Consider the following 22,908-nt stretch of genomic DNA (forward strand, 5'->3'; position numbering starts at 1 on the left):
AGCAACTTGAAGGATGGCTATGAATTTCCCTTGCCGCGCATGCTATCGGTCACATCCTTTCCGATTCCGCGATAGCCTTTGAAGCGGCCGGATGAATCGAACATGGGTTCGCCGCTCACCATCAAATATTGTTGCGAGCCGTCGGATTTGGTGCGGCTGTAAACAAAATCGAGGAAAGGCCGGCGCGCAGTGATATTTGCCTTGAACACCGCATGTTCAGCTTCGTTCCATTGCGCCCCGTGATTCCCCTTGGATTCGCCCAGTAAGGCATCGACAGTAATCCCGAGCATTTCAAGGACCGGTCCGTACACTTTAGTGAAATGCCCGTTCTCGTCCTGCTCCCAATACCAGTCGGAGGCCAACTCGGTCAAGCGGCGAAAGCGCGCTTCGCTCTCGCGTAGTTCCGCAGTTCGCTCCGCCACGGTCTGCTCCAGCCGCTTGTTGTAATTCTCAAGTTTTTTGTACAACAGGCGTACTTCCAGCATATTGTGAATGCGCGTCTGAACTTCGACCAGATCAAAAGGCTTGCTCACGAAATCCTTCGCGCCTGCTTGCAGCGCCCGCAGCTTATGGCCCGGCTGTGCGGTGATCACCAGCACCGGAAGATAGCCGTCCGGTTCGATTTTCTTCAAGCCTTCCAGTACCTGAAAGCCATCCATGCCGGGCATTTGCAAATCAAGCAGAATCAGATCGTAGCGGTTCTGGCGATAGAGCGCGCAGACCTCGTACGGATCCATGGTCGAGGCAATGCAGGTATGCCCGGCATCGCTCAGCATTTGCTCAAGCAGCCGGACATTGGCGTCCTGATCATCAACGATCAGAACTTTGGCATTAAGAATGTCGGTTTTGCTAATCATTACTTCTGTCCTGTTTATTGGCGATTAATCAATTTTTTGCGGTTTGCCCAAGGTATTCTATTGGTTCCATTGATGATACGTAAGAGCGGTTGTTTTTCCATGTGGTTTTTCTGCCTGGCTAAGATTGCATCCTTCGCTCCCGCATCATATCGCTCTGAGCAGCAGAAACAATGGGCCATTGGTACACCCCTTGAAAAACATGTTTACAAGATTTGTGGGAAAGTGACACGTAAAATTGGAACAGAGCAGGTGTTTTGCGGAAATAGGGTTAAAAAATTTCTAATTTGTGCGTTCTGAAATCCGATAGGTATTTTTATTCGCCTGCTTGGCATCCAGCAAAGCAATATCCGCATTCTTCAAGAGTGTCTTCACATCCTCGCCGTTGGCGGGATAAAGACCGATACCTGCGCTGGCAGTTACGGTGACGTCGTTCCTCTGAATGCTGTAGGGTTTCGATAATGCATTAATTATTTTTTCCGCCGCGAGACTTGCACCGTCGACGTTATTAATATGCGGCATAGCGATCACAAATTCGTCGCCTCCCAGGCGCGCCACGGTATCCTCCTGCCGCACCGAGGCTACCAGGCGTGCCGCAACCAGTTTCAGAAGCAGATCGCCGCTATCGTGCCCCAGGGTATTGTTGATCTCCTTGAATCCGTCCAGGTCCAGATACACCACCGCCATGATGCCGCTGTTTCTTTTCGCGTGGATAATGGCCTGGGAAACTCTCTCCACCAGAAGCCGCCTATTGGCAAGGCCAGTCAGTGGATCATGTAGCGCCATGAATTCCTGGGCCTTGGCATAATTTCGCGCTTTCTGGTGCAACAGGCGCACCTCCAGCAGATTGCGGACGCGCGCGAGCACCTCGGCCATATCAAACGGTTTGCTGACGAAATCCTTGGCTCCGGATTGGAGCGCACGCAGTTTGCAGTCCGGATTAGCGGTAATCACCAGTACCGAGAGATACCCGTCCGCTTCGATTTCCTTCAGAGCCTCAAGTACCTGAAAGCCATCCATGCCGGGCATTTTGAGATCGAGCAGAATCAGATCATAACGGTTCTGGCGGTGCAGCTCATAGACTTCGCGTGGATCTGTAGTCGAGGCGATGGACGTATAGTTTGCAGTGGTCAACACGGTTTCAAGCAGGTGAATATTTGATTCCTGATCATCGACAATCAGGATTTTGGCGTTGCGGATGTCGGCCTCGCTGATCATATCGCTTCCATGTTCATTTTGATCATCTGTCTCTTTATTTAGACAGCTGCGGCCATAAGAAATGTCATTCCGACATGCGGTGCGTGCATCAGAAAATATTATTGAACCTAAATTCACTGCGTAGCGAATTCACATAAAGATGAAGGTCGAGTAACATAAAAACCTTTTTGGAACATAACCCTAAACCTAAAATTGAGATCTTCGGCCGGATTCAGGTTGGATGACCGCTCACCTCACAACCGGAATGGGCGTTTAAAATGACCGGATTGGCATCAAGCGAAGCATGCAAGCCACTAATTCTCATGCCACGCGGAGAGCAATGCGGGAGGGCCACGGTCCTGTCATTCCAGGGCAGCGCATTTCCGAGCAGCAAAATTTCCGGGATGCATGCTATCGGTCACATCCTTTCCGATTCCGCGATAGCCTTTGAAGCGGCCGGATGAATCGAACATGGGTTCGCCGCTCACCATCAAATATTGTTGCGAGCCGTCGGATTTGGTGCGGCTGTAAACAAAATCGAGGAAAGGCCGGCGCGCAGTGATATTTGCCTTGAACACCGCATGTTCAGCTTCGTTCCATTGCGCCCCGTGATTCCCCTTGGATTCGCCCAGTAAGGCATCGACAGTAATCCCGAGCATTTCAAGGACCGGTCCGTACACTTTAGTGAAATGCCCGTTCTCGTCCTGCTCCCAATACCAGTCGGAGGCCAACTCGGTCAAGCGGCGAAAGCGCGCTTCGCTCTCGCGTAGTTCCGCAGTTCGCTCCGCCACGGTCTGCTCCAGCCGCTTGTTGTAATTCTCAAGTTTTTTGTACAACAGGCGTACTTCCAGCATATTGTGAATGCGCGTCTGAACTTCGACCAGATCAAAAGGCTTGCTCACGAAATCCTTCGCGCCTGCTTGCAGCGCCCGCAGCTTATGGCCCGGCTGTGCGGTGATCACCAGCACCGGAAGATAGCCGTCCGGTTCGATTTTCTTCAAGCCTTCCAGTACCTGAAAGCCATCCATGCCGGGCATTTGCAAATCAAGCAGAATCAGATCGTAGCGGTTCTGGCGATAGAGCGCGCAGACCTCGTACGGATCCATGGTCGAGGCAATGCAGGTATGCCCGGCATCGCTCAGCATTTGCTCAAGCAGCCGGACATTGGCGTCCTGATCATCAACGATCAGAACTTTGGCATTAAGAATGTCGGTTTTGCTAATCATTGCATGCCTTTCTTTTATTGGAACTGCCTAATCTCACTAACCATTGCCCGGCCGCCGCACCGTTTCCGCAAATTCAATCGATCCGGATATTATTCGTGAACACGTTAATCCTGATACGTGCTGAGGTAACGCAAATCCTGCTCGCCATGTCTTTCTCAATATTGCCCGTACCGTATCGATAGAGAGAATTACCGGATGAGAGCCGTCAGGGGAACTCTGCGGTACGGATCACCTGGACGTCGTTGATGCAGGGAGACAATCCTCTGTTAGAGCCCATGTACGGCAAGGATCTGCTCATGCGAGAATCCTGCTATGGATGGGCATCCGTATAAATCCGACAGTTGATCATTCATTTTCAACTCATTTGTCAGTTACGTACCACCCCTGGCTCGCAATGACTGTTCACCGCCCGATTTAGGTTAAAAATACGCTCAGGCTTTCAATGTCAGTGCACAGCATGAACAACGATGCTGGTGACGCAAATGCTGCCGGTATTCTGCGTGATACTCTGTGCGCTAACTCTCATAAGAAAGTAGAAAGTGACTTAATTTTGCAGAAAGGGGGTGGCTTCTAAAGGAAAATGGGAGGAGCAGAGGCGGCGCAGCTCTCAACCAGTTTCCGTAACGCATGGAACTGCTTGGATAGCGGGCAAGGATTACGCAAGGTTCAACGCGTGGTGTTCCCAATAAGAAATCGGAGGCAACGATGCCGTGGTCGAGAAACGGGTGATTGCCAGGGCCGTAAACGGAGGTTGAAAGTGCGGAATCTGGCCAGGCGGCTGCAGTAATGGGATTGGAATAAAATTTGACCTTGATAAATCCACTTTGTTATAATTAGTATTCTCTGACGCGGGGTGGAGCAGTCTGGCAGCTCGTCGGGCTCATAACCCGAAGGTCGTAGGTTCAAATCCTGCCCCCGCAACCAATGCCATCGATAATCTGCCCAACTCAGAAGGTTGGGCTTTTTGTTTTCCAGACCATGTAAGCGCAAGGGCTACGTGGAGACGCCTGTCTCGCGGTGCCAGCAAGCGTATCCGTCACTATGCGGAAGTCCGCAGCCTGCCTTAAAAGAGGTAACCTTGTTTAAGGAATCCATCTTCATCCAGCCAGGCATCATCGACCTGTTGCTCTGTTTCGGGTATGGGGATGCCTTTAACGTATTCAATGATTGCCTCACGAGTAGCAGGCCTCTTTGACCTGATCATGTCGTTTGTCGCTCTACAATAGCTGTCGTAATACATTACGGTAGTCTTTGCCATTCCACGCTCCTTTGACCGTTTCAATTGTGCCCCAGGGTGCTCACTCGCTCTTTAGACGTTTACGGCATTGCACGCTTTCCCTTTAATTTATTTTATTGAATTGACTCCCTGATTTTCCGGACACCAGTTGTTTTCCTGGCGGACGATACCTGTGCAAGGAAACATCGCTGCCAGGTACTATCCATTACCATTTGACCTTCACTTTCCGGTGAACCTGCTACGACGGTTCAAGCCGTTCAAGCTGCCGGATTTAGATTCAAAGATTCAGGCAATGGGTTGTACTTTAGTCCAATGGGCAAGGCAACTAAAACCCGTAAGATGCAACCGCGGAAGGTTTGCTTTCCTCCATAAGATAACGGTCCCGGCCGGATCGTGGTTGCCTGTGCCGGGTTTGGTTTGCCAGGCGCGACGTCAGTAGCGGACGTTCTTGTTACTCGGCCGTAGAATCGAAACTTTTTCAAGCGAGAGTCATCAATGAAATTTAGCAATGGTGAAAAACTGATCCTGGTAATGCTGAGTGACGTCTATAAGAAACTCGGAGTTGAGGGTGAGATCGATCCGGAATTCGTCAAGAAGGCTATTTTCCGTGGCCATACGTGGGGCTTGAGATGGAAGTACGATGGAATTTTTGGGGGATCGAAAGATGACGATCCTCCGGCAGTGAATGAAGTGATAAAAATTTTAACGATGTGGCGCGCTATTGAGGGAGCATATAAAAGACTGCCCATGGAGGATCAGGAAAAGTTGAAAAAAGATGCCGGGTACTTCGAGGACGATATTGGATTCTATGGGTTCGATGGCAACGACGAAGCTGAGCACTTTAGCATAACGACTTTCCTGACAAAGGATTTGGGCCTGTTTGACGAATTTAAAGATCGCAATATAAACTCCCATATCGAAACCCTGCCGCGCTATAGAAGGATGCTCTCAATGTATGAGCTATCTCTCGAAAATCTGCGTAACAGAAGTTTTAATGCATCGGAACTATTAGCAATATTGCAGTGCTAAATCAGAAAGCCCAAGGTCTGGATGAAAGCTGGTAACCACAGCCTGTAAAAACCTGCCGCCTATCCTGGCAGTTCGCCAGACCCCAAAGAAAATTGAGTCCGGGAACGCTTTGGCCGGTCACGTGTTGCGAGGTAAATAGAACACTATGGGCCCTTTAAAATCACGAAACGTAATCTCGCTTCACCGCCTCCCGGCGATCCGGCTCCGCGCGAGACGAGTGCTTCCTTGATGATCTTGAGAATAGGAGTGAGTTGCGGGCGTCGGCCAGAAAAACAGAAGCGCAGGGTTAGCGGGCTGCTGAAGACCATGGCAGTAGACGCAAGCGGGAACTACGGGCACAATACCCACAATTGATGGCGCCGTAGCAATCGGGCAACGTATTCGCAATTCACAATTCAGGTTAAGGAACTGATTGTATGAATCTTTAGTCTGCAAACAGAGTTCTGGTTCTTTAACTGATAAAATACTTAAACATTTTATTTTATGGCGGGCCTCCCCGCATTGCATAGTAGTGAATCTGGTCAGGTCCGGAAGGAAGCAGCCACAGCTATTCTCTGCAAGTGCCGGGGATCAGGCTCGCCACCCTTTTTAGATAGGTAGCCAGGGCGGAGCGGTCGCAGCATCGCGTTCTGCTCCACATGCGACTGTACGCAGAACAGATTCAAGTTCTCATCCAGCCTAAAATAACCGACGTTGCCTATCTCCTCGATATCGTGTCCCAGACTCAAGTCCTTGCCCGCAAATGGCGCCCCAAGATCTTTTCGGAACTGACCGGACAGGATCACGTGGTCAGGGCGCTTACCAACGCCCTTGAACAAAAACGGCTGCATCATGCGTATCTGTTTACCGGTACACGCGGTATCGGCAAGACCACTATTGCGCGCATTCTGGCTAAAGCGCTTAACTGTGAAGCCGGGATTACATCAACGCCTTGTGGTATATGCTCCGCCTGTACTGAAATTGACGGCGGTCGTTTCGTCGATCTGATCGAGATGGACGCCGCGTCCAACACGCAGGTGGAAAAGATGCGCGACCTGCTGGAAAACGCGCTCTATGCCCCGACTGTCGCCCGTTACAAGATTTACATCATTGATGAAGTACACATGCTCTCGAAATCGGCTTTCAATGCGATGCTGAAAACCCTGGAGGAGCCACCGGAGCACGTCAAGTTCATACTTGCCACAACCGACCCCCAAAAAATTCCTGTTACTGTTCTGTCCCGCTGCCTGCAATTCAACCTCAAACAGATTCCGCTGCCTCTGATTACCGCGCACTTGAAGCACGTGCTTGAGCAGGAGCAGATAAATTGCGACGTCACGTCGTTACAATTGTTGGCGCGGTCGGCACAAGGAAGCATGCGCGATGCCCTCAGTATCCTGGATCAGGCGATCGCTTTCGGCGGGGGAAGAGTCGAGGAAGCCAGGGTGCGCGACATGCTCGGCGCTATCGATCAAAGTTATCTCTACGATCTGCTTGACGCTCTGGGGCAAAAAGATGGGCCTCGCATGCTTGAGGTGGCCGATGCGATGGAAACCCGTAGTTTGTCGTTCGACGCCGCGTTACAGGATCTGGCAACGTTATTGCATCGCGTTGCTCTGGCCCAAATCGTGCCGTCTGCAATCGGGGAAGATACGCCAGAGCGTGAACGGATTCTTGCATTGGCAAAAACGTTTGTACCCGAGGATATCCAGCTGTTTTATCAGATCGTCATACATGGCCGCTCCGACCTGAGCCAGGCCCCGGACGAGTACGCCGGTTTTACCATGACGTTAATGCGGCTGCTGGCTTTCCTGCCGGAGTATATGCCGAAGATGACAGAGCCAGGGCATGATAGGGAGATAAAACGGCCATCTCCTTCGGTCTCGAAGACCACGGAAGCATCTGAAACACTTCCAACATCCGGTACAGTAGAAAAAGCAGAAGCAGCAAAAGCAGCAAAAGCTACAAAAGCCACAGCAGAAGCGGACGAAGCGGAAAATGCCGGGAACGCAACTGTGGGAGCGGCCCCGGCTGTAAGTTTGTTCGGTAGCGACTGGGCCACCGTCGTAAGCCAGTTGAAGTTGGGCATAGCGAAAGAGTTGGCCCAGAACTGTGAGGTCAAGAACGTTTCGGCGAACGAGATCGAATTTTGCGTGGCCGAGACGCATAAGCATTTGCTACCCTACCAGGACAGGATGCAGGCCGCCTTGAGAGAGCATTCAGGCAAGCCGGTCCGGTTAAAGTTCTCCGTCGGGACTATCACGGGTATGACCCCCGCGGAACTGGACAATCGCAAGAAGCAGGAGAAGCAATTGCAGGCGGTCGCGGCGATCGAAGCAGACCCGTTCGTGCGAGAACTGGTGGAGCATTTCGATGCAAAACTGATCGTTTCTTCGATCAAATCCATTCAATAGCGGAGGAAAAAATGATGAAAGGCGGCTTGGGCAATTTTATGAAACAGGCTCAGCAAATGCAGGAGAACATGAAGAACATGCAGGAGAAATTGGCCTCGATCGAAGTCGAGGGCCAGTCCGGGGCGGGCATGGTCAAGGTGGTGATGACCTGCCGTTACGACGTGAAGCGCGTCAGTATCGACGACAGCCTGATCGGCGATGATAAGGATATGCTGGAAGACCTGATTGCCGCCGCCGTCAATGATGCCGTGCGCAGGGTGGAATCCACCACTCAGGAAAAGATGGCGGGCTTGACCTCCGGGATGGCTCTGCCGCCAGGAATGAAATTACCGTTTTAATTGATGGAAAATTCACTTGAATTGTAATGGGCCGGCGGGCACGCGTGCGCCGCTTCATGAAAACTGTCTTCATTTGCATGTTGCAGCATTTTTTTTCCTTTTTTATTTGCAATGAAAGCAGCGGCCAGTCTCGAAGAGCTGATCGAGTCTTTACGCTGTTTGCCCGGTGTTGGTCCCAGGTCCGCGCAACGTATGGCTTATCACCTGTTGCAGCGCGATCATGCCGGTGCCCAGCGCCTCGCACACTCCCTTGCTTATGCCCTTGAACATATCAGGCATTGCGAGAAATGCAATAACTTTACCGAAGAAGTCGTATGCGAATTGTGCCGTTCTCAACGGCGCGACGCTACGTTGCTATGCGTAGTGGAAATGCCTGCTGATCTGCTGATGATGGAACAGGCGCACTGCTACAAGGGTATGTATTTCGTGCTGATGGGCAGGCTCTCGCCCTTGGATGGCATCGGCCCCAGGGAAATTCATCTTGACCGGTTGCTGAAGCGCGCTCAGGACGGCATGGTACGGGAAGTCGTACTCGCTACCAATTTCACGGTGGAGGGCGAGGCGACAGCCCATTATATCGGTGAGCTGCTGCACGACAAAGGGATGAAGATTACCCGGATCGCGCGTGGACTGCCGGTGGGTGGCGAACTGGAACACGTGGATAGCGGCACATTGGCGCAGGCGGTGATCGAGCGCAGAGAGATCTGAGGGCGCGCCATGCGGGGACGCGTTTCGGTTCTTATGAAATTGGGAAACTTGAAGTTTTAACCTAAAGCCGGCAGTTGACCGCTTTTTTTTAATTTAGTGCAATGATCCACAAAGACTTTTCGTGTCACTTGACGTTCACCTATAAGGTGAGTTCGCTACAGGGCGAATTGCACGGTTTTTGTGGCACATGGCGGCGTTGCAACTCCTTGGAATGGAGCGACCATTCCGCGTCGTTGCGCCTTGCCCTGCACCCCAAAAACCGCACACTCCTCCCTGTCCAACTACCGGATTTAGGTTTAAAAGTGACATGCAGATGAGAGCCAGGCCGCATCGGCCACGTACGCCAATCAGACCGGGAAAGAAAAAGGCGCCGGTACGGGCTGACCCGACCTCCACATCCACGCCGACGCCCGGGGCCACGCACAAACTGCACAAGCTGCTGGCGCAGGCGGGGCTGGGGTCGCGGCGCGAGATGGAGGAATTGATCGCCACCGGCCAGGTGACCATCAATGGAAAAGTGGCGGAAACGGGTGATCGGGCGGGGCCTGACGATGTTGTACGGGTTGGGAAACGCACCATTCATTTCAAATCCGGTGACCGTCTGCCCAGAGTGGTGCTTTACCATAAACCGGAAGGCGAAATTGTCAGTCATGATGATCCCGAAGGCCGCCCATCGGTATTCGACAAGCTGCCCCAATTGCGCTCATCCAAGTGGATATCCATCGGCAGGCTTGACTACAATACCAGCGGGTTGCTGATTTTTACCACTGACGGAGAATTGGCTAACCGCTTGATGCATCCGCGTTTCGAGGTCGAGCGTGAATATGCCGTACGGATCATGGGGCGCCTGACTCCCGAAGTGACGGCACGATTGATCACAGGTATTGAACTGGAAGACGGTCCGGCGAAGTTCGATCACTTGTCGGATCAGGGCGGCGAGGGGTCCAATCACTGGTACCGGGTAGTATTGAAGGAAGGCAGGAATCGCGAAGTCCGCCGCATGTTTGAAGCGGCGGGAATGACGGTGAGCCGACTGATGCGGGTGCGCTTTGGTCCCATTAATCTGCCGCCGCGCCTGAAACGCGGGAGTTGGATGGAATTGGATGAGACAGAAATAAAGCGCCTGCTGGCGTTAGTTGCGTAGTGCGGGGCCATTCGCGGTTAACTCGTTGAAACTGGAAGCTGGTCGCGCTTCAGCAGGAAAACAAACTCGTCCCCTGCGCTGGTTTCCAGCCAGGTGAAAGGAGTCTGGAAGAATTCTTGTTCCAGGGCATCCCGATTATGGCCGATCTCGACGATCAACAATCCCTGGCCAGTTAGATAACGGGCCGCCTGACGCAGTATTGCGCGGGTTGCCTCCAGGCCGTCTTCGCCGCTGGCCAAAGCATCGGGCGGTTCGTGGCGATATTCCCCAGGGAGCGCTGCCATCGATTCTGCGCTGACATAGGGCGGATTGCTGATAATGAGGTCATAGCGGCGTCCGTGCAATGCGTTGAATAAATCAGACTGAACAAGATTGATTTTGTGCTCCAGGTGGTAATCCAGCACGTTCTTCCGGGCAACCTGCAGCGCTTCATGTGAAATATCCGTGGCATCTATCGTGGCATTTTCAAAAGCCTGCGCAAGCAGCACCGCCAGGCAGCCCGATCCGGTGCAAAGATCCAGTGCGGAGTGGATATCATCCGGATTTTCTATCCATGGCGCGAGCTCTTCGCGCAGCAATTCCGCAATGAAAGAGCGCGGTATGATCACGCGTTCGTCCACGTAAAAACTAAAATCCCCCAGCCAGGCTTCTTTGGTGAGATAGGCGGCAGGAATTTCTTCCGTTGCGCGCCGCTCGATGATGCGCAATACCTCTTCCACCTCAGTGCCAGTAAGGCGCGCATCAAGAAACGGTTCCAGCTGGTCAAGCGGCAGGCGCAGGGTGTGGAGGATGAGGTAGGCCGCCTCGTCGTACGCCGAGACTGAGCCATGTCCGAAAAAAAGCTCGGCTTCGTTAAAGCGGCTTACGGCGAAGCGCAAGAGATCGCGGATAGTATGGAGCTGGGTCTTGGCTTGGCTGAACATAATTCCATTAAACCGCAGGACATTAAGATGTCTGAGCTTGTAACGAGCCCAGAAGGCGGGGAAGAATTTACTCCGAAGTATGAAGCTACTTATTCGTTTACGCTGAACGATATCATAAACCCGAATCGCGCCAGGCTGGAAGCGTGATTTTAATGATTCGTAGACATCATACCTCTCATAGCCATCTCAGATTAAATCCCGGCCCATGCCAGAAGCGGCAGATCGATTTTAGACGTGGTGATTTTGGATAGCGTCATGGCACGCACCCAGGCCGGTCCGCTGGGCAAAGGCTGGAGCCATAACTTTGCTTCCAGCGCCACTCTGGGCAGCGACGGCTACCAGGGGATGGGTGAAGACTCTGCGCTGGATGCAGTGACCACCCTGGTGGAACAGATTGGTCGTCGCCACCTTGGGCCACCGCTGGTTCGGCGATCAACTCTTCGATAATACCGTCATCGTGCGCCAGGGGCTGAACGGCGAGGTCTTCGTCAAGCTGCCTGACGGCAGTTATAATCCCCCGCCCGGCGACCCCGCGCGGCTGATCAAGAACGTCGATACGACATATACCTATGAGACGCTGAACCGCGACAAACTCAACTTCAACACCGCCGGCAGGATCGCCACATACAATCATGCCAGCGGCCTGCAGGTCAAATTCACCTATACCGGCAACGACCTGACCCAGGTGCAAAACAGCCTGGGCCGTACCCTAACATTGACCAACGTGTCGGGGCGCGTCACCGCCGTGGGCGACGGCGCCCGCAGTATCGGCTATGCTTACGACGGCAGCGGCAACCTTGCCACCTTTACCGATGCCACTGCCAAGAATACCACCTACCAGTACGACCTGCCGGGCCGGATGACGAAGCTGTTTTACCCCACCAACCCAGCGCTCGCCTTCGTCACCAATGTCTATGACACCCTGGGCCGCGTGCAGACCCAGACCAACATCCACAGCTGTCTTTATACCTATTACTTCGCCGGCTCACGCTCCGAGGAAGCAGGGCCCAGCGGCGTCAACAAGATTTCCTATAACGAAGCCTTCGGTAAGGTCATCAAATTGATCAATCCGCTTGGGCAGGCAACATCCAATACCTACGATGGCCAGGAGCGCCTCGCCAAAACCGTCTTGCCGGAAGGCAACAGCGTCACCTATGTCTATGACGATGCAACCTGCGCCGCCGCCGACAAGCGTTGCACCCATAACGTCAAGACCCTGAGCAGGATTCCAAAGTCTGGTTCCGGGCTGGAGACGCTGGTCACCCGCATGACCTACGAGAGCGCCTTCAACAAGGTGGCGACCTTGACCGATCCAAAAGGATTCATCACCTACTATTCCTACACGGCCCAGGGCGATCCCTTCATCATCGCGAGGCCAGCCAACATCGATGGCATCCGCGCTTACACAGCCTATGGCTACACCGGCTATATCGTCACCGGGCTTCCCACCTTCTACCTGCCCACATCGACCACGTTCAATACCGTCGATTCGGTGAATGTGGCGAATACGACAAGCTACAATAGCGCCAACAAGTATGTGCCGCTGACGACCACTGTGGATGTGGGCACTGGCAAACTCAACCTGGTCACGACCTATACCTACGATGCCGTCGGCAACCTGACAGTGGTCAACGGCCCGCGCACCGACGTCACCGACACCGTCACCACCGCCTATGACAACCAGCGCCGTCCCATTCAAATGACCGATGCGCTGGGCAAGCTGACCAGGTTCGCCTACGATCCCGATGGCAACCGCATCCGCTCGTCGGCGCAAATCGGCGCCCAATGGCTGGTCTCCTGCAACACCTATACCGCGAGCGGCAAGCTGCTCAAAGCCTGGGGCCCAGGGCAGACCGCGGCGGATACGACTTGCCCCACCGCCGCCTCACCGGTGGCGGTGACCGACTACGCCTACGCCGTCTTCGACACGCCGTACCGGATTACCGAGAACCTGACCGCGGGCCAGGGCGGCAACCGCGTGACCGAGTACAGCTACCGGCTGGATGAAAGCCTCTACAGCGCCTCGCGCGCGATCGGGACCGCCTTGGCGCAGGTGTATGCCACCTACACCTATACCGACAACGGCCTGCCCGCCAGCGTCAAGGATGCGAAGAACAACCTGACCACCTACCAATACGACGGGCACGACCGCCTGAGCAAGACCCTGTTCCCGGACAAGGCAACGCCCAATACGTCCTCCGCCACCGATTACGAGCAATACGACTACGACAATAATGATAACCTCGTCGTCACGCGCAAGCGCAACGCGCAAGTTGTGATCGACAATTATGACGACCTCAACCGCGTCACCAGCCGCAACTACCCGAACCCGGACGACAACGTGACCTTCCGCTACGATTTCCGCGACCGCCTCACCAGCGCCTACACCACCGGACACGGCCTGGGCTACCTGCGGGACTATGCCGGGCGCCTCGCCAGCGTCTACCTGAACGGAGACCTGAGCCTCGCCTACGAATACGATGCGGCGGGCAACCGCACCCGCATCACCTGGCCGGAAGCCACCCCGTTCTACGTCACCACCGCCTACGATGCGCTCAACCGGCCCACCGGCATCAAGGAACTGGACGCCACTTCCCTGGCCACCTATGCCTACGACGACCTGTCGCGGCGCACCACCGTGACGCTGGGCAACGCCACCACCACGACCTATGACTACACCGCCCAGTCAGCCCTGCTCACCCTGACGCCGGACCTGGCCGGCACCGCGCAGGACAACACCTGGACCTACGGGCGCAACCAGGCCCAGGAAATCACCAGCCATGCCTGGAGCAACGATGCCTACCAGTGGACGGGTTACATCAACGGCGCCAAGGCCTATACCGCCAATGGGCTCAACCAATACACCGCGGCTGCCGGGGCCGCCCTCGGTTACGACGGCAACGGCAATCTGAGCAGCTACAGCACATGGACGTATGGCTACGATGCCGACAACCGGCTGAGGACAGCCAGCAGACCTGGCCTGGCCGCCACCCTGGCGTATGACGGCAACGGGCGCATGCACCGCACCACCATCGCGGGGATCACCACCAACCTGCTCTATGACGGCACGGATCTCATCGCCGAGTACGATGGCAGCAACACACTGTTGCGCCGCTACGTGCATGGGCCGGGCATCGACGAGCCGCTGGTATGGTACGAAGGCAGCGGCACCGGCAGCAAGACCTGGCTGTATGCCGACCACCAGGGCTCCATCGCCGCCACCGCCAACAGCGCGGGCGCCTCCACCGTCACCTATGCCTACGGACCCTTTGGCGAACCGAACGTGACCGCCAGCGTGCGCTTCCGCTACACCGGCCAGCAGCTGCTGGGGCAGCTGGGCCTGTACTACTACAAGGCGCGGATCTACTGGCCCGCGCTCGGCCGGTTCCTGCAGACCGATCCGGTGGGGTATGGGAGCGACATGAACCTGTATGTGTATGTGGGGAACGATCCGGTGAATCTGATCGATCCAACCGGAACCATGGCCGTCAATTTTGGTGCTGCCGGGATTGGGGCGATTATTGGTGGAGTCTCAGGCGGGGTTACTGCCGCCGGAGCTGGAGGGGATTGGCTTGCTATTGCACGCTCAATTATTATTGGCTCAGCCAGTGGAGCTGCCGCTGGATTTGTATTAAATCCATCAGTAATCGTAGCGGCCGGAGGAATTGCCAGCGGGGCCGGTAACGCTGCAGGGCAATATTTTTCTTCTGGGAGTGTGAACCCTCGCGAAGTAGGCCTGGCAGCCGTAACAGGCGGGTTCGGGGCAGGTGGTTCTCTTCTGGCAAAAGCAGGTGGTTTTGGGCCGCACCTTCAGGCCGGATTTGGCGGAAGCGTCACGGCCGTTTCCCAGGGACTCATTGATTTGAGAGCGGCGGCGAATAAGGACTTCGCCGTGACCGGCACCCCGTCAAATAGCCCTGGCAATATATCGGCAAGTAGTTCCGGCCGAGCGCCGGCTGGCGGCGTGAACTGCGTCAAAAAGTGCAACTAGGAGACTATGCGTTTGGCGGACACATTCTTCCCGGCGAGCAATTATTTGGCAGAGAGGCTGAATATATTGGTAACCTCGATAAACTGGTGAATTGATTAACTCCGTGGAGCTGGAAGATGCTTACTATATTCATGACCATTGCTATTGCATACTTCTGGGGTCTGGGGTGTATGGGATTTTTGCTTGTATTAGGGTTACTCGAAATACAACGTGAGCGTGGGAAATGGAGTGGTCCAGCAGTGGCAATACTGAAAGGTCTCCACGGCTGCTTGACCATTGGCGGGATACTGGTGGCGACAAAGCTCTATGCTAAATATGACATCGATATAACCGAAAAAATTCATTTGGTTGCTACGATTACGCTCATTGTAATGTTTTACCTCACATACGTTGTCGCCAGGGAGTGGCATCGGCTACTGAAAGAAAAGGGGAATTAATGCGCACTCAGGCTAGTTCAATGTCTCATTAACCTGCTACTTTCAAGACGAACTGCTGCTTCGACCCCTTTGGCCGAGTCCTGGCATCTATAGAGAGGAATTGACGCGCGGAAAACGGATGTTAAGAGGGGTGAAGGATAGCACTGCCGGGAATCTGAACGGGAAACGATCCACGCGATGAATGCCTATGTTGCTTATCTTACGCGTATATGAACACGTTGCCTCTGATGACTTTCGTGGCAATCATTTTTATATGTCCAAAAGTCAAAAGATTAACTGCCAGATAACACTGAACACTGATTGAAATACTCCTCATCAATACCTCCAACCTCTCCAAGGATTTTCATTATGAAAACGCAGCTGAGACAAATCGCCCTGGCCGTGGCAACACTTGGCATGACGCCAGCGGCCCTTGCCCTGACCCCGGCCCAGATCGCCGCCGGGCCCACCACCTATGTATGGGTGGCGGGCAGCTCCGCGGCGCAGAACACCGTATTCCGCGGCGTGATCTCGCTTTGCAACGGCCTGGCCGGCAACGCCGGCACCAATGACCTGCACATCTACATGGAAGGCTACGCCATCGAACCCGGCCTCTACATCAGCGACCGGACCGCCTATGCCTGCACCATGAGCGCCGCCGCCGGGGCCGCGCTGGCCGGCAAGAAAACGGTGGTGTACCACACCGTCCAGGGCGGCTCGTTCAATGCCTACACCCCGCACCTGAGCATGGCGGGCGAACCGAACCCCAACGGCTACCTGCCGGGCACCCTGGGCCGGGTCAACGACCTGGCAGGGCAGGGGGCAGTCGGCAAATGCGCAGCGGGCGCGGCCGGCACCATCAGCGTCACGCTGAACGGCGTGGCCTACAACATCGGGCGCTACGGCGACTGCGACGCCGTGACCAAGACCTATACCACCACCCTCAAGGGGGACGCCTCGGGCCTGCCCGGCCAGAGCTATCCCGATGGCGGATTCTCCGACACCGAATACCTGATCAACAAGCAGAACCTGGGCATCACGAAGAACCTGAGCGTCATCGGCAGCGAAGTGGCGACCAGCATCGGTCAGGCATTTGGCGTGGCCGTCAGCTACCCCCTATATTACCAATTGCAGAAGAATGACATTGCCACGGGAGACATCGCCGCCAGCTGCACCGCCACCCCCTTCACCACGAGCAGCCCCAACCTCACGCCGGCCTGCCAGCCCAACCTGCCGGCCCAGCGCTACACCACCATTGCAGGCAAGGACTCGATTGTTGGCGTGGACGGCAGCCTGTTCGGCGGAAGCGCCGGTTCCGTGGTCAGCCTGGTACGCCACATCCCCACCTCCGGCACCCAATCCGTGTCCGATGCCCGCTTCCTTGCCCAGCCCTGCGCGACCGGCACCCGCGGAGGCGCATTGGAATCGGCAGGCACGGCCGACAGTACTTCCACGGTGACGGTGAACCAGCAGTCCGGGACCAGCGGCGTGGAGATTGCCCTGAGGAATGCCTCCCTGGCGGATCAATTCGCCCTGGGCGTGGTATCCATGGAGAATGTCCCCGTGCCGACCGCCACGAACGATCGCTGGGCCTTCGTCAAGCTGGATGGCGTCTCGCCCAACGCCGATGCGCAGCAACGCGCCAAGGCCATGGATGGGACATACACCTTCTGGTATGAGCTGGCGGCATTCACTGCCGACGGCGCGACAAGCCCCGCCAGCCTGGCCGGGGCCGCGCTGGTCACGGCCGTCACCGCCAAACTGGCCAATAGCGATTTGCGGGGGATATTCGTCACCCCGGCAGCCGCCGCGAGCGGCCCCACTTCCAAGGGCGCGCGTTTAGGGAATTCCTGCCAATTGGCCGTCCAGTAGGATATTGCGCTTATACAAGCAGCGTGAACGGTGATGTATCCATCCAGCTTGCAACGTGAGTTGATGGAACCCTTTATGAAAAGGGAGAAACCCAAAGCGAATCTTCACCTGGCACAAACCGGACAGTTCTATTTATCGCTGATTAGTAGAGGCACTCAAGATTATCTCAACAGTAAATCTTCCAGCGTCAGGCGGTAAATTTCCGGCAGCTGTTCCATTTCCTTGACTTCAACATATTCATTGAGCTTGTGTATGGTAGCGTTGCGCGGACCCATCTCTACCACTTGCGGGCAGATGTCGGCGATGAACCGTCCATCGGAGGTGCCGCCGGAAGTGGAGAGCAGCGGTTCGATTCCCGTCACGGTTCGAATCGCGGAACTGACTGCTTTCACCAGGCTGCCCTGTGGGGTGAGGTAGGGCTTTCCGGAAAATTCCCATTGCAAGTCATATTCCAGGCCTTGCCGGTTGAGGATGTCATGCACTCTGGCTTTTAGAGATTCCACGGTGCTGGCCGTGGAAAAGCGGAAATTGAACAGTATGGTGACCTCGCCGGGGATCACATTGGTGGCGCCGGTTCCGCCACTGATATTGGAAATCTGCCAGGTGGTGGGTGGAAAGTATTCGTCGCCATCATCCCATGCGGTTTGGGCTAATTCGGCGATGGCGGGGGCGGCGAGGTGAATGGGATTCTTCGCCAGGTGAGGGTAAGCGATGTGGCCTTGTATGCCTTTTACGGTCAATGTCCCCGAGAGGGAGCCGCGCCTGCCATTCTTGATGGTATCACCAAGATCATTTACGCAGGTAGGTTCGCCGACGATGCAATAATCGATCAACTCGTTGCGCGCCTTGAGCACTTCCACTACTTTGACGGTACCGTCCACGGCGATACCCTCTTCGTCCGAGGTGGCAAGCAGCGCGATCGAGCCGCCGTGGTCGGGATGGGCGGCAACGAAGGCTTCAATCGCGGTAATGAACGCTGCAAGCGATCCTTTCATGTCGGCAGCACCCCGGCCGTAAAGCCTGCCGTCACGAATTTCCGGCTTGAATGGATCGCTGATCCACTGGTCGACGGGACCGGTTGGCACCACGTCGGTGTGACCGGCAAAACACAGCAATGGCGCACTCGTCCCGCGCCGCGCCCATAAATTATCCACTTCGCCGCAGCGTATCCTCTCAATATTGAAGCCAATTTTTTCCAGGCGGCCAATCAGAATTTCCTGGCATCCGTCATCGAAAGGCGTCAGCGAGCGGCGGGAGATGAGCGCGTGTGCGAGAGACAGCGTGTCATTGTGCATGGGATGTTTTCCTGGAAATCGAAGAAGGTTTAAATCCCGCGCAACAGCTCATTGATGCCGGTTTTTGCGCGCGTTTTGGCGTCTACCTGTTTAACGATGACTGCGCAGTAAAGGCTGTATTTTCCATCCGCGGAGGGCAGATTGCCTGAAACAACCACCGATCCCGGCGGGATACGGCCATAGGTTGTTTCGCCGGTTTCGCGGTTGTAGATCTTGGTGCTTTGACCAATATATACGCCCATCGAAATGACGGAATTCTCTCCCACAATCACGCCTTCGACGATTTCCGAACGTGCGCCGATAAAGCAGTTATCTTCAATGATGGTAGGATTGGCCTGGACCGGTTCCAGCACCCCGCCTATGCCGACTCCGCCGGATAGATGCACATTTTTTCCGATCTGGGCGCAGGAGCCGACGGTTGCCCAAGTGTCGACCATGGTACCTTCGTCAACGTAAGCGCCGATATTGACGTAAGAGGGCATCAACACCACGTTGCCGGCGATAAACGAACCTTTGCGCACGGCAGCGGGCGGCACTACGCGGAAGCCGCCGTTACGGAAGTCCTTCGAGCTGTAGTCCGCAAACTTGGATGGCACCTTATCGAAATAGTTGGAGAAGCCACCCTTGATGAAGCTATTGTCCTCGATGCGAAATGAAAGCAGCACCGCTTTCTTGATCCATTGACGCGTATTCCATTCGCCATTTATTTTTTCCGCTACCCGCAGTTTGCCGCTGTCCAGCATTTCCAATACCTGCGCAATGGATTCCTTGAGCCTGGCCTCGACATTACGCGGTGTAATTTCGGCGCGGCGTTCGAATGCTTCGTCAATGGTGCCTTGGAGCTGATCCATGATTTTCCTTTATTTCCTCAAGATAGATATTTCCGCTGAACCCGATTAACCGGATTTACGGGGGTGCTATAAACAGGACATCAGCATTTTTATCCGCCCGGCTGCTTCAACGCATTCCTCAAGCGGTGCGACCAGAGCGACACGCACGAAATTTTCACCGGGGTTTATCCCATTCGAGTACCGTGCGAGGTAGCTGCCGGGTAAAACCGTTACATTATAATCGCGATAAAGCAGCCGCGTGAACTCGACATCACTGATCGGTGTTTTTATCCACAAATAAAACGCCGCATCCGGCATCGAGATCCGCAGGACACCTTGCAGCAACTCAGTGACGGCTGCGAATTTCTTCTGGTAACAACGCCGGTTCTCAACAACATGAGACTCGTCATCCCACGCTGCCTTGCTCGCTGCTTGTACTGCTGGATTCATCGCGCTGCCGTGATAAGTGCGATAGAGAAGAAATTTTTTCAGTACTGCCGCATCTCCCGCGACGAACCCCGAACGCATGCCCGGTACATTTGACCGTTTTGACAGGCTGCTGAACGCCACGAGCCGGGGAAAGCCGCTGCGGCCGAGATGATGCGCCGCCTCCAGGGCGCCAAGCGGAGGCGCTGTTTCGTCGAAATAAATCTCGGAATAGCATTCGTCGGCGGCGATGATGAATCCATGCCGGTCGGAAAGCGCAAAGAGCTGCCGCCACTCATCCATTGAAATTACCCTGCCGGTTGGGTTACCCGGCGAGCAAACATAAACCAGTTGCGCACGGGACCAGATATCGTCCGGAAGTTCTGCATAGTCGAGCGCGAAACCGTTTTCTGGCAGCGTGTTTAAAAAATAGGGAGTGGCGCCGGCCAACAGCGCGGCGCCTTCATATATCTGGTAAAACGGGTTCGGACAAATTACCGCCGCTTGTGAAAGAGATGAATCAATCACCGCCTGGGCAAAGGAAAACAGCGCTTCACGGCTGCCGTTAACGGGAATGACCTCCGTTTCCGGATTGATAGCAGGCAAACGATAACGCCGCATCAACCAGGCCGCTATGCTCCCGCGCAGGGGTCCGGCTCCCAGGGTTGTGGGATAATGCGCCAGGCCGGCGAGATTATCCGCGAGCGCCTGGTGAATGAGCGCGGGCGTCGCGTGCTTGGGTTCTCCGATGTGCAGGTTGACGGGTAGAAAGTCCTGGTTCGGCGTGATCTGCTCGAACAGCTTGTTGAGCTTCTGGAAAGGATAAGGCTGCAGGCGGTCGAGGTTGGGATTCAATTTAGGGCGCGCCCTTTAATCGGGTTGGGCGGGTTGCTGGCGGAACCGCTACCTTTCCGGACTGTTGTGACTGGATCGAAGCGAAATTATAAAGGGCTGGCGGCTTGCTGACCAAGCAAAATAAGCACAACAAACAAAACCTTTTGCCGGTAACGGCCCTGCTCGGCGGCGCTGCCATCTGGGGATTGCTTTGGTACCCCTACCGGTTGCTGGAACATGCCGAGATAAGCGGGTCAGTCGCGACGGCGATGACATATTTTATTGCCTTGCTGCTGGGGCTGGCGTCATTCCGCAAAGATTTGCGAATATCGCATATCGTCGGCGGCGAGCCATACCTGTTGTTCGGGATCGGGCTATGCGCGGGGTGGACCAATCTCGCGTATGTACTTGGTGTAATTCATGGCGAAGTCATGCGCGTGCTATTGCTGTTTTATCTCGCGCCGCTGTGGACCGTCGTGTTCTCACGCCTGCTGCTGAAGGAAAAATTAAGCCTGCACGGATACCTGGTTATGGCCCTTTCATTGTCCGGCGCGGCAACCATGTTGTGGGTACCCGAAAGCGGTTCGCTGCTGCCCGCATCCTTCGGCGACTGGATGGGACTGTCAGCCGGCTTCATGTTTGCGCTTTCGAACGTGATGAGCCGCAAAGACCAGTATCATAATATTCAGTCGAAATCCGTGGCGGTATGGATTGGAGTGGTCCTAATGGCGTTGATTTACAGCCTGTTTCTGCCCGATCTATCAATTTTGGGTGACATCTCCCCGGATGTGTACGTGCTCCTGCTGGGATTGGGAGTAACAATATTTGTTCTGAGCGTGGCTGTGCAGTATGGCCTCACGCACGTTCCCGCAAACCGGGCTATCGTGATTATGCTGTTCGAATTAGTGGTGGCGGCGGTGGCGGCATATTTCCTGACCGACGAAGCCATGACGCTCAAGGAGTGGGTGGGCGGTGCAATGATTGTTTCGGCCAGCCTGTTTTCCGCAAGGATGAATCGGGAGTAACATGGTTCTTCCGCGCCGCTGTCCCTGGCGGCATGGGCGCTGTTGCCACCATCGCCGCTTTACATTCTACAGATCCAAACGAGGAGGAGAATATGCGCCACCACGTAGTTTTTCTGGAGCGGGATTCCATCAAGGCGCAAGTGCGCAGGCCGAGCTTCGAGCACACTTACGAAGAATATGCGCACACCGCTTTTGATCAGATCGTGCCGCGTCTGCGGCAGGCCACCGTGGCAATCATCAACAAAGTGCAGTTGAGCGATGCGCTCCTCGGGGAATTGCCCAGGCTGAAAATGGTGGCAATTACGGCGACTGGTTATGACGGCATTGATATCGCCGCCTGCCGCAGTCGCGGGATCGCGGTGTCGAATATTCGCAATTATGCGGTTCACACCGTAGCGGAACACGTGTTCGCGCTGGTGCTTGCGTTGCGCCGGAATTTACTGGCGTACCGGCAAGAGATTGAGCAGGGCGCATGGCAGAAATCGGAACAGTTCTGTTTATTCACGCATCGTATTACCGAATTGTCCGGTTCCACCATGGGCATTGTCGGCGAAGGAGCGATCGGGCAGGGCACAGCTGCCATCGCGCGCGGCTTCGGCATGCGCGTGCTGTTTGCCTACCATCCTTCACCCAAGAGGAAGGAAGTGGTGCTGACACCCTTCGACGAGGTACTCGCCGAGTCGGACATTCTTTCGCTGCATTGCCCGCTATCGCCGGCAACGCGAGACCTGATCGGCATCAATGAGCTGCGCAGGATGAAGCGTAGCGCACTGCTGATCAATACAGCGCGTGGCGGACTGGTGGATGAGGCCGCGCTGGTTCAGGCGCTGAACGAAGGCCTTATCGCCGGGGCGGGCTGTGATGTGCTGACTGTGGAACCGCCCACCAACGGCAACCCGTTACTCGCCGTGCGCCGCCCTAACTTCATTCTGACGCCGCATATCGCGTGGGCGTCGGACGAGGCGATGCAGGTTCTCGCCAATCAGCTGATCGATAATATCGAGGCGTGGGTGGCCGGAAAGCCACAGAATCTGGTTACCTGAGCAAGATCCTGATCCGCCGACGGCCAACCACCTACTGCTGCCGGTGGAGGCGACCATTAAACATATCCGAGAATCATAACGATAGGCGAAATACATATCCTCGATAAGCGCAGTTGACAAGGCAGGT

Annotated in this window: 19 protein-coding genes, 1 tRNA gene and 1 other RNA gene; 13 read left to right on the plus strand and 8 right to left on the minus strand. The window is 55.1% G+C overall.

The features are described 5' to 3' along the window. Positions 1 to 17: 17 nt before the first annotated feature. The 3 genes from BLP45_RS00750 to BLP45_RS00760 form a co-directional block, all read right to left on the minus strand. Positions 18 to 857 (minus strand): response regulator, encoded by an 840-nt coding sequence (locus BLP45_RS00750; RefSeq protein WP_090368829.1) that lies wholly within the window; start codon positions 855 to 857, stop codon positions 18 to 20. Positions 858 to 1,136: 279 nt separating this feature from the next. After that, a complete protein-coding gene (locus BLP45_RS00755) occupies positions 1,137 to 2,072 on the minus strand; it encodes a diguanylate cyclase domain-containing protein (protein ID WP_090368831.1) in 936 nt (311 codons plus the stop codon). 341 nt (positions 2,073 to 2,413) lie between these two features. After that, positions 2,414 to 3,277, minus strand: coding sequence for a response regulator (locus BLP45_RS00760; protein ID WP_090368833.1), 864 nt, complete (start codon positions 3,275 to 3,277; stop codon positions 2,414 to 2,416). A gap of 847 nt (positions 3,278 to 4,124) precedes the next feature. On the opposite strand from BLP45_RS00760, the gene BLP45_RS00765 reads away from it, so the two are divergent. Continuing rightward, positions 4,125 to 4,201: transfer RNA gene (locus BLP45_RS00765), tRNA-Met, on the plus strand. A 139-nt stretch (positions 4,202 to 4,340) separates the two neighbouring features. On the opposite strand, the gene BLP45_RS00770 is transcribed toward BLP45_RS00765, so the two are convergent. Then, positions 4,341 to 4,535 carry a hypothetical protein gene (locus BLP45_RS00770; RefSeq protein ID WP_090368835.1) on the minus strand — a complete coding sequence of 65 codons (195 nt, stop codon included), beginning with the start codon at positions 4,533 to 4,535 and terminating at the stop codon, positions 4,341 to 4,343. Positions 4,536 to 5,009: 474 nt separating this feature from the next. Between BLP45_RS00770 and BLP45_RS00775 the strand changes: the two genes are divergently transcribed. The 6 genes from BLP45_RS00775 (at position 5,010) to rluB (ending at position 10,126) form a co-directional block, all read left to right on the plus strand. Further along, positions 5,010 to 5,543 (plus strand): YfbU family protein, encoded by a 534-nt coding sequence (locus tag BLP45_RS00775; RefSeq protein ID WP_090368838.1) that lies wholly within the window; start codon positions 5,010 to 5,012, stop codon positions 5,541 to 5,543. A 485-nt stretch (positions 5,544 to 6,028) separates the two neighbouring features. Continuing rightward, positions 6,029 to 6,127, plus strand: an RNA gene (ffs, locus tag BLP45_RS00780) — signal recognition particle sRNA small type. A gap of 129 nt (positions 6,128 to 6,256) precedes the next feature. Beyond that, positions 6,257 to 7,936, plus strand: a complete 1,680-nt coding sequence (dnaX, locus tag BLP45_RS00785; protein ID WP_256327637.1) for a DNA polymerase III subunit gamma/tau — start codon at positions 6,257 to 6,259, stop codon at positions 7,934 to 7,936. Between the two features lie 14 nt (positions 7,937 to 7,950). Further along, positions 7,951 to 8,274 (plus strand): YbaB/EbfC family nucleoid-associated protein, encoded by a 324-nt coding sequence (locus BLP45_RS00790; RefSeq protein ID WP_176754632.1) that lies wholly within the window; start codon positions 7,951 to 7,953, stop codon positions 8,272 to 8,274. A 111-nt stretch (positions 8,275 to 8,385) separates the two neighbouring features. Further along, positions 8,386 to 8,982, plus strand: a complete 597-nt coding sequence (gene recR / locus BLP45_RS00795; RefSeq protein ID WP_090368844.1) for a recombination mediator RecR — start codon at positions 8,386 to 8,388, stop codon at positions 8,980 to 8,982. 313 nt (positions 8,983 to 9,295) lie between these two features. Next, a complete protein-coding gene (gene rluB / locus BLP45_RS00800; protein WP_090369388.1) occupies positions 9,296 to 10,126 on the plus strand; it encodes a 23S rRNA pseudouridine(2605) synthase RluB in 831 nt (276 codons plus the stop codon). A gap of 17 nt (positions 10,127 to 10,143) precedes the next feature. Here rluB and prmB read toward each other — a convergent pair whose 3' ends face one another. After that, the gene (prmB, locus tag BLP45_RS00805; protein WP_090368846.1) at positions 10,144 to 11,049 is read right to left on the minus strand and encodes a 50S ribosomal protein L3 N(5)-glutamine methyltransferase; all 906 of its coding nucleotides are present in this window, start codon (positions 11,047 to 11,049) and stop codon (positions 10,144 to 10,146) included. 255 nt (positions 11,050 to 11,304) lie between these two features. Here prmB and BLP45_RS14250 point away from each other — a divergent pair, with 255 nt between their 5' ends. The 4 genes from BLP45_RS14250 (at position 11,305) to BLP45_RS00820 (ending at position 17,328) form a co-directional block, all read left to right on the plus strand. After that, entirely contained in the window at positions 11,305 to 11,496 is a 192-nt protein-coding gene (locus BLP45_RS14250; RefSeq protein WP_143002359.1) for a hypothetical protein, read from the plus strand. Beyond that, positions 11,444 to 15,040, plus strand: coding sequence for an RHS repeat domain-containing protein (locus tag BLP45_RS00810; protein WP_090368848.1), 3,597 nt, complete (start codon positions 11,444 to 11,446; stop codon positions 15,038 to 15,040). Before BLP45_RS14250 ends, BLP45_RS00810 begins: the two co-directional genes overlap by 53 nt. Positions 15,041 to 15,156: 116 nt before the next feature. Continuing rightward, positions 15,157 to 15,477, plus strand: coding sequence for a hypothetical protein (locus BLP45_RS14735; protein ID WP_090368850.1), 321 nt, complete (start codon positions 15,157 to 15,159; stop codon positions 15,475 to 15,477). A 348-nt stretch (positions 15,478 to 15,825) separates the two neighbouring features. Then, complete coding sequence (locus tag BLP45_RS00820; RefSeq protein WP_090368852.1) at positions 15,826 to 17,328, plus strand: hypothetical protein; 1,503 nt, start codon at positions 15,826 to 15,828, stop codon at positions 17,326 to 17,328. Between the two features lie 161 nt (positions 17,329 to 17,489). Here the strand turns inward: BLP45_RS00820 and dapE are convergent, their stop codons facing one another. The 3 genes from dapE to dapC all read right to left on the minus strand — a co-directional run bounded on the left by dapE (position 17,490) and on the right by dapC (position 20,734). Beyond that, positions 17,490 to 18,623, minus strand: coding sequence for a succinyl-diaminopimelate desuccinylase (gene dapE, locus BLP45_RS00825; RefSeq protein WP_090368854.1), 1,134 nt, complete (start codon positions 18,621 to 18,623; stop codon positions 17,490 to 17,492). A gap of 29 nt (positions 18,624 to 18,652) precedes the next feature. Continuing rightward, complete coding sequence (gene dapD / locus BLP45_RS00830) at positions 18,653 to 19,474, minus strand: 2,3,4,5-tetrahydropyridine-2,6-dicarboxylate N-succinyltransferase (protein WP_090368856.1); 822 nt, start codon at positions 19,472 to 19,474, stop codon at positions 18,653 to 18,655. A gap of 66 nt (positions 19,475 to 19,540) precedes the next feature. Then, the gene (dapC, locus tag BLP45_RS00835) at positions 19,541 to 20,734 is read right to left on the minus strand and encodes a succinyldiaminopimelate transaminase (RefSeq protein ID WP_090368858.1); all 1,194 of its coding nucleotides are present in this window, start codon (positions 20,732 to 20,734) and stop codon (positions 19,541 to 19,543) included. A 104-nt stretch (positions 20,735 to 20,838) separates the two neighbouring features. On the opposite strand from dapC, the gene BLP45_RS00840 reads away from it, so the two are divergent. Next, entirely contained in the window at positions 20,839 to 21,738 is a 900-nt protein-coding gene (locus BLP45_RS00840) for a DMT family transporter (protein WP_090368860.1), read from the plus strand. 92 nt (positions 21,739 to 21,830) lie between these two features. After that, positions 21,831 to 22,781: a D-2-hydroxyacid dehydrogenase gene (locus tag BLP45_RS00845; RefSeq protein ID WP_090369390.1), complete on the plus strand. Its 951-nt coding sequence runs from the start codon at positions 21,831 to 21,833 to the stop codon at positions 22,779 to 22,781. Positions 22,782 to 22,908: the final 127 nt, after the last annotated feature.

The sequence above is a fragment of the Nitrosospira sp. Nl5 genome, assembly GCF_900102495.1.
Lineage (GTDB): Bacteria > Pseudomonadota > Gammaproteobacteria > Burkholderiales > Nitrosomonadaceae > Nitrosospira.